Annotated in this window: 11 protein-coding genes; 5 read left to right on the top strand and 6 right to left on the bottom strand. The window is 44.7% G+C overall.

Annotated features, from left to right (window positions below; translation table 11 throughout):
- Positions 1-79 precede the first annotated feature (79 nt).
- Both ALKIM_RS0111740 and ALKIM_RS0111745 read right to left on the bottom strand, forming a co-directional pair.
- Positions 80-1,234 (bottom strand): 1-acyl-sn-glycerol-3-phosphate acyltransferase, encoded by a 1,155-nt coding sequence (locus ALKIM_RS0111740; RefSeq protein WP_026474823.1) that lies wholly within the window; start codon positions 1,232-1,234, stop codon positions 80-82.
- A gap of 102 nt (positions 1,235-1,336) precedes the next feature.
- Complete coding sequence (locus ALKIM_RS0111745) at positions 1,337-1,684, bottom strand: carboxymuconolactone decarboxylase family protein (protein WP_026474824.1); 348 nt, start codon at positions 1,682-1,684, stop codon at positions 1,337-1,339.
- 730 nt (positions 1,685-2,414) lie between these two features.
- Between ALKIM_RS0111745 and ALKIM_RS0111750 the strand changes: the two genes are divergently transcribed.
- From ALKIM_RS0111750 to ALKIM_RS0111760, 3 genes are all read left to right on the top strand, one after another.
- On the top strand, positions 2,415-3,254 hold the full coding sequence (locus tag ALKIM_RS0111750; RefSeq protein WP_026474825.1) for a universal stress protein: 840 nt from the start codon (positions 2,415-2,417) through the stop codon (positions 3,252-3,254).
- Positions 3,255-3,432: 178 nt separating this feature from the next.
- A complete protein-coding gene (locus ALKIM_RS0111755) occupies positions 3,433-3,888 on the top strand; it encodes an SPOR domain-containing protein (RefSeq protein WP_044117910.1) in 456 nt (151 codons plus the stop codon).
- Between the two features lie 142 nt (positions 3,889-4,030).
- Positions 4,031-5,932 (top strand): amidophosphoribosyltransferase, encoded by a 1,902-nt coding sequence (locus tag ALKIM_RS0111760; RefSeq protein ID WP_026474827.1) that lies wholly within the window; start codon positions 4,031-4,033, stop codon positions 5,930-5,932.
- 101 nt (positions 5,933-6,033) lie between these two features.
- Here the strand turns inward: ALKIM_RS0111760 and ALKIM_RS0111765 are convergent, their stop codons facing one another.
- From ALKIM_RS0111765 to ALKIM_RS0111780, 4 genes are all read right to left on the bottom strand, one after another.
- Positions 6,034-7,179: a serine hydrolase domain-containing protein gene (locus ALKIM_RS0111765; RefSeq protein ID WP_026474828.1), complete on the bottom strand. Its 1,146-nt coding sequence runs from the start codon at positions 7,177-7,179 to the stop codon at positions 6,034-6,036.
- Positions 7,180-7,384: 205 nt separating this feature from the next.
- On the bottom strand, positions 7,385-8,866 hold the full coding sequence (locus ALKIM_RS0111770; RefSeq protein WP_026474829.1) for a dihydrolipoyl dehydrogenase family protein: 1,482 nt from the start codon (positions 8,864-8,866) through the stop codon (positions 7,385-7,387).
- Positions 8,867-9,023: 157 nt separating this feature from the next.
- Positions 9,024-9,974: a GNAT family N-acetyltransferase gene (locus ALKIM_RS0111775; protein ID WP_044117911.1), complete on the bottom strand. Its 951-nt coding sequence runs from the start codon at positions 9,972-9,974 to the stop codon at positions 9,024-9,026.
- A gap of 32 nt (positions 9,975-10,006) precedes the next feature.
- Positions 10,007-10,861, bottom strand: a complete 855-nt coding sequence (locus ALKIM_RS0111780; protein ID WP_235714409.1) for a 1-acyl-sn-glycerol-3-phosphate acyltransferase — start codon at positions 10,859-10,861, stop codon at positions 10,007-10,009.
- A gap of 374 nt (positions 10,862-11,235) precedes the next feature.
- On the opposite strand from ALKIM_RS0111780, the gene ALKIM_RS18380 reads away from it, so the two are divergent.
- Both ALKIM_RS18380 and rsmH read left to right on the top strand, forming a co-directional pair.
- A complete protein-coding gene (locus tag ALKIM_RS18380) occupies positions 11,236-11,694 on the top strand; it encodes a division/cell wall cluster transcriptional repressor MraZ (RefSeq protein ID WP_044117912.1) in 459 nt (152 codons plus the stop codon).
- Between the two features lie 76 nt (positions 11,695-11,770).
- Positions 11,771-12,679 carry a 16S rRNA (cytosine(1402)-N(4))-methyltransferase RsmH gene (rsmH, locus tag ALKIM_RS0111790; protein WP_026474832.1) on the top strand — a complete coding sequence of 303 codons (909 nt, stop codon included), beginning with the start codon at positions 11,771-11,773 and terminating at the stop codon, positions 12,677-12,679.
- Positions 12,680-12,725: the final 46 nt, after the last annotated feature.

Here is a 12,725-nt window from a genome sequence, read left to right on the forward strand (position 1 = left end):
CACCACATATACAAAAAAGAGACCCGAAGCGACTCATTCAGCAGCTTCGGGTCTTTTTTTTATTTTGAATTTTTTGGTTCTAAACCATGGAGTACGACCGCTTGTTAACAAGTGGGTTGGCATACATTTCCAGAAGTGTCTGATAAATGAACTCCTTGTCGCCACCTCTGGCACGGTTCACATGGTCGTTGATATATTCAAGAAACACGTTTTTCTCTGCTTCTGAATAGTGTGTTCTGTATTCGTCAAAACCATTTAGGATGTCCCAGGCGATGTAGTTGCCGGGCCAAAGATGGTAGTTTTTATGCACGTGTTTGTCAATCACTTCGGCAAGAGCGGTATATTGGTCGTTCTTCACCGTAAGTGCCGAAATGGGATCCAACTCATCAATCAAGGGCTGACCAAACGAGAAGTGTACGCGTCCCTTCCGGCCTCTCAGACCTGTTCCCATGTGGCGCAAATCATCATCCTTGGTCTTCTGGTAGTTGGGATTGTCACGTTTTTGTTGAAACTCGAGTGCTTTCAGATAGTCACAAGGATCATACTCATAGGAGATGGAGACAGGTACAATGCGCAACGCCTTGAAATTGTCAATCAACGCATTTTCTCCGCTGATGTTAAGCATTTTCAGGAGACTTACCTGGGTGCGATCGTTTCCGTCCTTGGAGCGACCTTCGCGCTGGGCAATCCAGATACTATGGTTTTTCGAGTTTAATGTATAACGGATGTAGGATGATAGCATTCTGGAGCTTTCCATCATCTGCTTCACGGGCAAGTTACGCTTCACAATAAAAGTACGGTTCAGCTTAACCAGATCGGTAATCCAGGGGAAAATCAGCAGGTTGTCACCAATGGCTATTTCAGTGGTGTTGAAACCGTTTTCAACCAACAACACATTCAGGATGGCAGGATCCAAAACAATGTCGCGGTGGTTGGAAATAAAAAGATAGGATGCAGCCGGATCAAGTTTATCCAAACCTTCGAGTGTAACGCCCTTGGTAGTGCCGTTAATCACTTCTTTTACGTAGGCCGAAATAACTTCTTTCTGAAACTGCTGGATAGATGTCATGTGCATCAACTTATCCATGAAATGAGTAGGCGGAAGATGTGGATACAGAAAACCCAGTAGCGTTAAAAACGACTGCTCATTTTTTAGACGATTGAATACTGTTTGAATCTCATGATCCTCGTATGGTCTGATGGATTCAAAGTCCAATTGTTGATCGTTCACCATTTTTTGTTTTGACAAATTTGTGCAAAATTACATTAAACTATCAAGTTTAAGAAATTTATCCGAATAATAAAAGTCATGTTCAGGCCTTTGTTGAGCCTTTATTTATTGGCCTGAGTTCAGTAAATCCCAATATTCCAAAGCGCGACGTGTGTGGGGAATTACAATGGTGCCACCTACAATATTGGCCACAGCAAATATCTCAAGCATCTCTTCGGTGGTTACACCTTGTTCATAACATTTTTCAAGATGGTATTTCACGCAGTCGTCGCAGCGCAGAACCATGGAGCTTACCAGCCCGAGCATCTCTTTCACTCTTGTCGAAAGTGCCCCTTCGGCATAGGTGTTGGTGTCCAGATTGAACAGCCTTTTTATTACCAGGTTGTCGGCTGAGAGGATTCGTTCATTCATCTTGGCCCGATACTCCCTAAACTCGTTGATCTGATTACTCATGATGTGAATATTTTATGGTAAAATTATTGGCGCAGCAAATCCACCGCAGAATCATGCAAAAGTGATGCTTTGCCTTCTATTTTCCAAACAACAACACATGGTTGATGTAAAAAAATAGTTTGTCTTTCACAATACAGTTTTATGATATTCGGAATGACTTTGTAACTGTTTAAATTTACTATTTAAAACATGGTATTGATGCTAAGTCTGCTGTATTTTAGATAGATAGTGTAGTTTATAAAGATGATTGAATTGATCTTATTGTCTGTTTAGTCAAATCTATCAGTTTAAATATCCTATGCCGCATTGCGTGACTTCGCTTTGCTCTTCATTTAATAGTCTAGTAATCTTTAAATCAGATTGATATGAATTAAAACAGTCACTATGAATGGATTGTACTGTGCTATGCCATACCGTACGTGGCCGAGTGTGCTTATTGGTTCAAATTTCAATGCTTTTGAACTTTTCATCAACAAATTCACTGCCTGATATAAATAGGTTGGTTTGGTTCGATATGTCTATTGCGTTGATAATGTGCAAAGTGAAGACGGTTGTCTGTTCTTTATTTTTCAATAACCTTTTGGATGCAAGGCTCGTAAAAATTAGAAATAATTAAATATTTTTATATAGTCCAATTGTCTGAATTTTTGATGTAATTGGATTATTGTTTAACCATCGCCACTTTGATATTTAACCAAATAATAATAACCACCATTTAATTCATCAAGCCATGAAACGCATATTGGTTCCTGTCGATTTTTCTGAGGATTCCGTCTTCGCCATCGACGTAGGTGTGGATGTTGCCAATTATTTTAAAGCCAAACTCAGGTTAATGCACGTGCGTACAGGTAAGCGCTACCACCCGCTTTTTGCACAGGATAACCCGCAACTGCTTTTGTCCGATCACGACATAGATTTTATGGAGTATCTGATGAAAAGGGCCAAGGAGAAGTACAAGGTTGAGAATGGTGAGCTGGATTTTAAAATACGTGAAGGCAACGTGGTACGCGAAATAACCAATCAGGCCCATTACGACGGCTCCGGGTTGATTGTGGTGGGTACACATGGCGTTTCCGGATTTGAAGACAGATGGCTAGGTAGCAATGCCTATCGCCTGGTAGCCAATGCTCCCTGTCCGGTGCTTACGGTTCGCAAAGAGATGAAGTTCAACCGCGCGCACAAAATTCTTCTGCCAATTGATACGGAGAAGGTGAGTCGCCGCATTGTGCCTCATGTGGCCGCATTTGCCAGGCTGATAAATGCCGAAGTTTATGTGGCAGGCGTGTTTAAGCGCTCGCGCTGGTTAATACCTTCGCGAATCACGGCATACGTGCATCAAGTGGAGCGTTACATGAAAAAAAGCAGTGGCGTTACCTACCACACTACGCAAATTGATGGAACCGAAGGGCCTCAGGATATGCTTAACTTTGCCCACGAAAAGGGCATTACGCTTATTGCATTACCTGTGAGGCGCTCTTTAAACCCATTCGAGAGCGTTTTTCATCCGTTTGCCAATGAATTGCTTAATCTTTCTGATCTTCCAATATTAGTTGTTCCTGAAAGGGAATAATCTTGTATATTTGCAGGAGGATTTTTGACGCTTTTTCTTTTTATATAATAAAGGCACGATTTTGGATAGACTTTTACACGTTTGAATTTTAAGGCTATTTAAAAGGTTTCTGATTTCTGAATAGAATTGGAGATTGTGATTTTGAAAAAGAGTGAGTGTCTGAAAAAGATTAATCAATATGATGAGACTGATATTTGGTTTGGTTGTTTTTTTATCAGTTGTCCAGCTTTCGGCGCAGGACAGAAGTAATACCACCCCGTTCGAAAAAGTGAGGGAACGTAATTTCAGCGATGGGAAAATTGAAATCAGACAGGCAGCCGGTATCGAACAGTTACTGAACCACCACATACAGAATAACAGAGCCAATCCCGGCGTCGAAGGTTTTCGTATTCAGCTCTATTCGGGCACGGGTGCACAAAGCCGCCAGGAAGCACAAGAGGTAAGAACACGCCTGTTGAGCCTGTTTCCCGACGAGAAAGTGGTGGTAGAATACAATGCGCCGTTCTGGCGGGTGCGCGTGGGTAGTTTTCGTCACAAGCATGAAGCATTGCCTTTACTCAGAAGAGTAAAAGCCCCTTTCCCTAACAGTTACATTGTTCGGGATCCTGCCATCAGACCTGAGGAGTTCAGATAAAATACAGCCCGCTTGGATTCAAGCGGGTTTTTTGTTGCCATAATTCTGAACAAAATTCATCAGTAGCTTATTCAGACAAATTGTTATCAGATAGAAAAATAGACCTAAATTTGCATACCATTTTAAAGTTCAATTTTGCGATATGAGTGATCAGGTTAAACATGAGTGTGGAATTGTATTGATTAGGCTGCTTAAGCCGTTGGAATACTATGCGGAGAAGTATGGAACCTGGAGGTACGGGCTTAATAAGCTCTACCTGTTGATGGAGAAACAACACAACCGCGGCCAGGATGGCGCCGGGGTGGTAAATCTGAAGCTGGACCAGCCGGCCGGAAAGAAATACCTGTTCCGTGAGCGTTCAAACCTGAGTAATCCCATCCAGGATGTATTTGCCCGCATTTTTAAGCATTTTGCCTACGACGACGGACACAATCACGAACTCTTTTGTAACCCTGCATGGGCAAAGGAGAATTTGCCTTTTGCCGGCGAACTCTATCTGGGCCACTTGCGATACGGTACTTTCGGAAACAGCTCTCTCGACTATGTGCATCCGGTGATGCGCGAAAACAACTGGCGCTCGCGAAACCTCGTGCTGGCAGGCAATTTTAACCTCACCAACGTGGACGAAATTTATACTGCCTTGGTTGAATTGGGGCAGCATCCCAAAGATTATACCGATACCGAATTAATTCTCGAAAACATCGGCCATTTTCTGGATGATGAAAACCAGCTTCTATTCCGTCAGTTTAAAAACGAAGGTTTCACAAACAGGGAGATATCCAACCTGATTGAGCGCGACATGGATGTGCGTAAAATTCTGGAGCGCTCAAGCCGCCGCTGGGATGGTGGATACGTTATTGGTGGATTGATGGGGCACGGTGATGCATTCGTGACACGCGACCCCTGGGGTATTCGTCCGGCATCGTATTATTATGATGATGAGATAGTTGTGGTGGCATCTGAGCGGCCGGTTATTCAAACGGCACTCAATGTGAGGGCCAACGATGTGGTGGAACTCAAGCCCGGGCATGCCCTCATCATTAAAAAAGATGGCAGGGTTACCGAGGAGATGGTGAGTGTACCACAGCAGCGACGTTCGTGCTCCTTCGAACGTATTTACTTTTCACGTGGCAGCGACAAATCCATATATAAGGAGCGCAAAGAGTTGGGGCGCCTTCTTGCACCTGCCATTCTCGACATGGTTGATCACAATCTCGAGGATACGGTGTTTTCATATATCCCAAACACTGCCGAGACGGCTTTCTTTGGTATGATGGAAGGCATAAGGGAGCATCTTGTGCACTGGCGCATAGAGGAGATGCGAAAACTAGGGCCAAACCCTGACCTCAAACGCATGGAAGAGATTCTCTCACGTGAGCCCCGCATGGAAAAAATCGCAGTTAAGGACGTGAAAATGCGTACATTTATCACCGCTGACTCCTCGCGCGATGACCTTGTGGCTCACGTGTACGATGTGACCTATGGCATTGTGCGCAACACCATCGATACACTGGTTATTATTGACGACTCAATTGTTAGGGGAACCACACTTAAAAAGAGCATCCTCAAAATACTTGACCGTCTTCACCCAAAGAAGATTATCATTGTTTCATCGGCACCGCAAATACGCTATCCCGACTGTTACGGCATTGATATGGCCAAGCTTGGCGATTTCTGTGCGTTTATGGCCGCTATTGAGTTGCTTAAGGAGAATGGCATGGCGCATGTGATTCAGAATGTGTACGAGCAATGCAAATCACAGCGCAACCTGCCCAAAGAGGAGATGGTTAACTATGTGAAGGACATCTACAGGCCTTTTACCGACAAGCAGATTTCGGCCAAAATTGCTGAGATGTTGAAACCTGTGGGTATTGATGCGGAGGTGGAAGTTGTATTTCAAACGGTGGATAATCTGCACGTTGCCTGTCCTAACGATCATGGTGATTGGTATTTCACCGGAAACTACCCCACGCCGGGTGGAAACAAAGTGGTAAATACAGCATTCATAAATTATATTGAGGGCAAAAACGCAAGGGCATATTAGTATCCGGGAAGAGGTTCTTGATAAGTTTAGAGGCTGAGGTTTATTAGATTAAGAAGTTAAGGAGAGGTTGCCCCCTTTAGGGTCAGCCTCTTTTTTTATGGCTAATTGTTTTGCTCCACGATGTGTAATGCCGCCTGCAACCAGGTGTAGGCATCAACGGGGTGTTCGTTTATCCGCTGCTCGCTGCGTAGGTGCCCCAGACGAACAACTACCGCATTTTTATCAGGAACCACAAAAATATATTGACCCAGAATGCCGCGTGCATAGGGTATCTGCATGTTGTTGATGCGCATTATCCACCATTGGTATCCGTAATGGTTGTTTGGTTTTCCATTTTTATCTGTAAGATGGGTTGCTGCGCTAACCGTGGCTTTAACGTAATCGACAGGTATCAGTTGCTGTCCTTCCCACTGCCCGTCGTTTAAAACCAATTGACCTATGCGTGCAAAATCACGAGCTTGGCTGGTGAAACAGCAGTACGCTTTTTCAGTACCATTCTTTTGGTCGAGCGACCAGAGTGCAGGGTTCTCAGCGCCCAGGGGCTGCCACAACCGCTCCGACAGGTATTCGGATAGTGTTTTTCCGGTTGCTTCCGCTAAAATCAGTGCCAAAAGCTGGGTGTCGCCACTTCGGTAATTAACAGTTTGTCCGGGCTTGTCAACAACTTGCACCTGCTTCATGAGTTGTGGTATGTTGTTGCCGTAATAAGCTTTGGTGGTAATGCTAAAGGCCGAACTGTATGTTTCGTCCCAATTGCTGCCCGAGCTCATGGTGAGCAGGTGGTGAAGCTTAAGCCCTTTGCCATGCAGGTTTGGATAGTCGGGAAGCAACTCGTCGATACTCTGGTTTATATCGTGCAGATAGCCATCGGCCAAAGCACAACCAACCAACAGTCCTACAATGCTTTTAGAAACAGAGAAGGAGTTTACAATTTGGGTGTCGTTAAAGCCATCGGCATAATATTCAAACAGAAGGGAGTCGTTTTGGATAACTACAAAGGCTGTGGTTTGCATCAATTCCAGTGAGTCTATTATATGACGCTGCATCTGGGCAAGGTTGTAGTTTGCCGATTTTGGCCACAAACGGGGATTTTCATTTGCTACCGTGCGGTTGTGAAAAATCTGATAATCGAAAATGCCCGGATGCTGGTGAATGATGGCCTTTTTAAGGTAGTAAGGCATGAAAAGCCAACTCAGAGCCGGGATGAGCAATACAACGATTATGGTTATCTGAATTTTTCTTTTCATCTGTAAATGGTTTTTAGTTTAATGTAGGATTACCAGCCCCGACTTATCGGGGTAACTCGCAAGATGAATTTTGGCTCCGCCGATTTTCAATTTGTCCGTGTTTCCCGACTAGTCGGGACATGTTGTGTTAAACGAATCTTGATCGTTTCATTTTTTTACTAAAGCAGGGCAATGTCACATCATCAACCAATAACCACACAACTGGTTATTCGGGCTTCCATTCTCTGATGTATATGTCTTCGGGGAACGCTTCTGGCTTGTATATTGAGCGCTTACCAATGGAACGCAAACACTCCTGAATGCCCTCGGCCACGCTGGGGTGCGGATAGAAAATTTTCAATACTTCGCCCAGACTGTTGCCCTGATTGATGAGGTGCGCCACTGAAACGATGTAGGCCGATGCTTGCGGCCCTGATGCACGCATACCTAAAATGCGTTGAGTTTCATCATTGCTCACAAGTATTTTGATGAATCCGGTGGTGCTGCGCATGGCAATGGCTCTGTTTATGAGCTTGTTGGAGTAGTAGGCTGCTTTGTAGGCCACACCTTGTTTTCGCAGCATTTTTTCGTTGGCACCAACAGCTGCCACTTCCGGCTTAAAAAACATCAAGGTGCTCATGTGGGAGTAATCCAGCGGATAACCTGTTTTTCCGGCCATTCGTTCAACGGCCTTCCTGCCTTGTAACTCGGCAACACTGTATAATTGAGAATGACCTGTTACATCCCCCGCAGCATAAATATGTGACGGTTTACCATCAATCAAAACCTGGCAGTTGTCGTTAATGATAAGGGTGCCTTTGTCTGATGGTTCGAGTCCGGCATTTTCGGGTTTTATGGAGTAGAGGTTTGAATCTCGGCCTATGGAGATGAGGGCTACATCTACTTCAAGTACTTTGCTGTGCCCATCGTCATAATCCAGAATTACCTCGAGATGGGAGGGGTGTTTCACCAGTGTGCGCAGTTGTGCGGTATGGTGAATGGTCACGCCATTTTTGGTAAGGTTCTCAGCTACATAGTCGCTCACGTCGTCATCCTCATAAGGTAAAACCCGGTTTGCCCGGTCAAGCAGGTGCACTTCTGTTTGTTTGAAGTTGGAAAAAATGGTGGCAAATTCACAACCTATGATACCTGAGCCGATGATGAGGATGCGATCAGGGAACTGTTTGAGCGATAAGATGCCGTTGGAGTCGATGATGCGCTCCCCATCTACAGGAATTCCTGGATATTCGCGTGGCTTGGAGCCGGTGGCTATCAGGAAATTATCGCCTTGTATCAGCGTTTCATCGGCAGCGCCAACAACCTTCACTGTGTGCGGATCCACAAATGATGCCATCCCCTGCACAAGTGTGATGCCGCCTTTTAGGTGTTTGCTCCGTGCAAAAGTCTCGATTTGGCTCCGCATTTGGTACTGCTTTTCTTTTGCTGCCTGAATAACCGTGTTGCGCACTTTTTTGTAGTCAACTGTTAAGCCGCCGGCGCGGTATCCACGATCCACGCGTGCTGCAATGGAGTAATCGAGCGATAGCTCATACATGGTTTTGGATGTGAGTGCGCCGTTCATGATGCCAGCACCTCCCAGATTACCACTTTCAATCATGCATACATTCATGCCAAAATCAACCCCGCGAACCGCTGCGGAAAAACCTGCAGGCCCACTCCCGATTATAACCAAATCAAATCTTTTCATATTTTCTTCAAAAACTTACATCTCTTGTGTCTTTTGCACGATACATCTGACATTTCAGTAAACCATCACTTAAAATTAGCCAAAAAACGGCAAAGCCGCACGGATTGTTTTAATTATTCCATGCGGCTTCGATATTTTATTGCTTTTCAGGTTGTGATTAATCGTGCGAATCGTTGGGATTATAGGTCTCAACGTGACGATCTACCTTGGCCTGATATACTTCCTTAATGGTGATGATAATACCGGTCTCTTCCACTTCGCCAAACTCATCGTTTACGGCAGTACCAAAAGTTTTCATGGATGGAGAGAGGTTCATGTATGCATTGAACAGTGGCGGGATGTTTTCGCCCAGTTCACGCACGCGTTTGCTCAATACTTTGTAGTCTTCGGTAAAATTGTCGCCTAGAAACATCTCCTTAATCATTTCCGGACTAACGGTTGATTTCACAGGTGTTTTTGGGGTTACCAATCCTCTTTTGTCGCCAAAGTAAAGCTCCATGAATGCGCGAATAAGGTCTCTGGCCTCCAGGTTGTATTGCGTGTACATGGTAACTTTACCAAAGAAGTAACTCATGTGGGGATTGTTTACCATCAAAGAGCCCAATCCGTCCCAAAGGTTATCAAGGGCAAAGAGGCTCTTGGCACCCATTTTGCTCGACTGGTAAAGCGGCTGCACAAACGAACGACCCAGCTCAATGGTATGGGGAAGATATTCATTGATAAACTCATCCGAGAAATTGAACATGTGTGCAGTGGCAATTTCCAATTCGCCATTGGCATCTTTTTTTAGGTTATCGCACATGATGTATCGATAGCCGCCAAGTATCTCCTTCTCTTTCGGATCCCAAACAATTAATTGTCTGTAAGGGATTTCACTTGTGTCGTAGTAATCCAGATCTATCTCTTCGCCGGTGCCACCGCCTGCTGCCCTAAAGGTTAATTCTCTTAAGCGACCAACTTCGCGTAGTAAATTTGGCGCCTGCTCGGCAGAAAAATCATAAATGCGATTATCCCCTTTGTTGGTTTTTCTCACAAAAATCTCCTTGGTCAGTTCGGCTTCCAACAGATGGGTGGGAACCGGGGGGATTACTTGTTTAATGGAACTCATTTAAATTGATTGATTTGTAATTTGATGCAAAATTAGTTGATTTTTACCAAGTCATAGGCTGTTTGCTTTATTTTTTCAGCCCATAACGGAATATTGGCATCTGCTTCAATGGTTTTCCATGATATGGGATTGCCAAATCGGATGGTCAGATTTTCGCCTCTTTGATTGTAAAACTCATCGGCCAGATAGAGCATTTCAATGTTGGCTTTTATGCCAAGTCGTTTGCGCCAGTTGGCCAGATTATAAAAAAAGTTTGAGTTACGTCCGGTTATGTGCACCGGCACAATGTCGCGCTGGTGTTGTATTGCTTTTTTCACAAAGTTTTTCTTCCACTCCAAATCCATAATGCCATGTTTTTGCTTTCGGCTTACAAGGCCTGCCGGAAACATAAGTATTTGTGCGTTGGAACGGTATGCTTCTTCCAGCGCCAGTGCGGCATTTTTTGAGTGTCCTCCGTGTTTGTTTATGGGCAGGAAAATGGTATCCAGACCTTTAATGTTCATCAATATGTCGTTAACCGGAAATTTCAGGTTTTGATACCGCTCTCCTACAGCCGTGAGAAAGGCTATGCCATCCATGCCACCCAGCGGATGGTTTGATGCAAACAAAAAACGTCCATCTTCTGGCAGATTCTCCAGACCAATGGTGTTATAATTCACGCCAAAACCATCCAGTATGGCTTGTGAAAATTCGAGCCCTTTTTTACCGTGGTTTTCCTTCAGAAATTGATTTATCTCCTCCTGATGAGTTATGCGTTTTAGATAACGGATGATAAACCCGGGGATTATTTTTAGCAGTTTTGGATTTTTGCTGGCAATAACTTTCTCGATATCAATACGAAGTGCTTGTTCTTCGCCAAGAGATTCTATCTGTTCGGTTGCTTCCACTTTCTGATTCTGATTATTTTTTTCTGATAACGAACAACAATTATACGAAAAAAACAGGTAAATGGTTTCCTATTTAATGTCACCATGGGTTTTTATCTGTTACTCACGCCGGGTTTAACTTGTTTCAACGTGAGTTGCAGTGTTGCCTGTTGCAATTGCGACATTAACCGCTATTGCATGGCTTTGTTGCATTGCAGTTTCTTACAACTTTGTAAGCATCTGCTTTTAATGCTATGTGCGACAGAAGGGTTGGTTTACATAGGTTTTTCTTATTTCCGCCTATTCTCGAATAAAAAATAACAACAAAGTGGGTTGAAGTGGTTGATTGTGGGTTAAAAATATATTACTTTTACGAGCAGAAGTGTAAATATGCAATGATCACATTTATAGGCGATTTTGAGTGTAGGGCCGATGCCAAAGGGCGCATCGTGCTTCCGGCCACCTTTAAAAAGGCAGCCGGAGCCGATGAGTTGCGCTTTGTGGTGCGAAAGGATCTGTTCGAGAATTGCCTGGTGATGTACCCGTTTGATTATTGGGAGGAGGAGTTGGAGAATTTGCGCAGGCGTCTCAATCCCTATAATCGAAAACACAAGCACTTTTTACGTGATTTTTTTCGTGGTTCGGCCGAGGTGACGCTCGACGGCAATGGCCGTTTTTTGGTGCCCCGCCGGTTGATGGATCTGGTTGGAGCCGACAGAGACGTGGTGTTGGTAGGGGTGGATAGGCACATAGAGCTCTGGTCGGTTAATGCTTATAGTGCCATTGCTGATGACCCTGCTGCACTGGCTGACCTGGCAGAATCGATTCTTGGTCAACCCGATAAAGAGGTGTGATTTTGTCTCCCTGCTTCAGCGATAAGTCTGTTATTTTTGATTTAATTGGTGTTTCTTTAATATATTCTCAACGCACATGAGTTTTGCCTATCACATACCGGTTTTGCTTCAACCTTGCATCGATGGTCTTAACATCAGACCGGATGGTACTTATGTGGATCTTACTTTTGGAGGTGGGGGACATAGCCGTGCCATCCTGGAAAAGCTTGGACCCGAAGGAAAGTTGATTGTGTTTGATCAGGATGAGGATGCCTGGGAAAATCGCATAGATGATGAACGGGTGGAGTTTGTCCGGCACAATTTCCGGTATCTGTATCGGTTTCTGAAGTATTTGGATGCCATACCGGTGGATGGCATTTTGGCCGATTTGGGTGTGTCGTCTCACCACTTCGACGAAGCTGACAGGGGTTTCTCGTTTCGCTTCGAAGGGGATTTGGACATGCGCATGAGCCGGCAAAACCCGCTCACTGCCGCAACCATACTGAATACCTACAGTGAGGAGCAGCTCACGGAATTGTTTCGTTTGTATGGCGAAGTGCCGTCGGCCCGTCGTTTGGTAAATGAAATAGTGCGGTTCAGGGCTGGCAAGCCATTTGAAACCACGAGCGAGCTTAAAGAGGTGGCATCTAAGTTTGCACCCCGAAAGGATGCTGCACGGTTTCTGTCGCAGGTGTTTCAAGGGTTGCGCATCCAGGTGAATGGTGAAATGGATGTGTTGAAGGAGATGCTCACAAGTACCCTCGACGTGCTGAAGCCCGGCGGTCGCCTGGTTATAATATCTTACCACTCTTTGGAAGACCGCCTGGTTAAAAACTTCTTTCGTACCGGTGACGTGGCAAAATCGGAAGTGGAAACCAATTTGTATGGGCATGCCGATGTGCCTCTGAAAACGATTACCCGCAAAGTGGTGGTTCCCTCCGATTCGGAAATTGAACAAAACCCGCGCGCTAGGAGTGCCAAGTTGCGAATTGCTGAGAAAAACTGAATATAGAGGAGTTGTGTATTGATGAATGAATTGTTACAACCTATTG

The organism is Alkaliflexus imshenetskii DSM 15055, assembly GCF_000517065.1.
Classification (GTDB): domain Bacteria; phylum Bacteroidota; class Bacteroidia; order Bacteroidales; family Marinilabiliaceae; genus Alkaliflexus; species Alkaliflexus imshenetskii.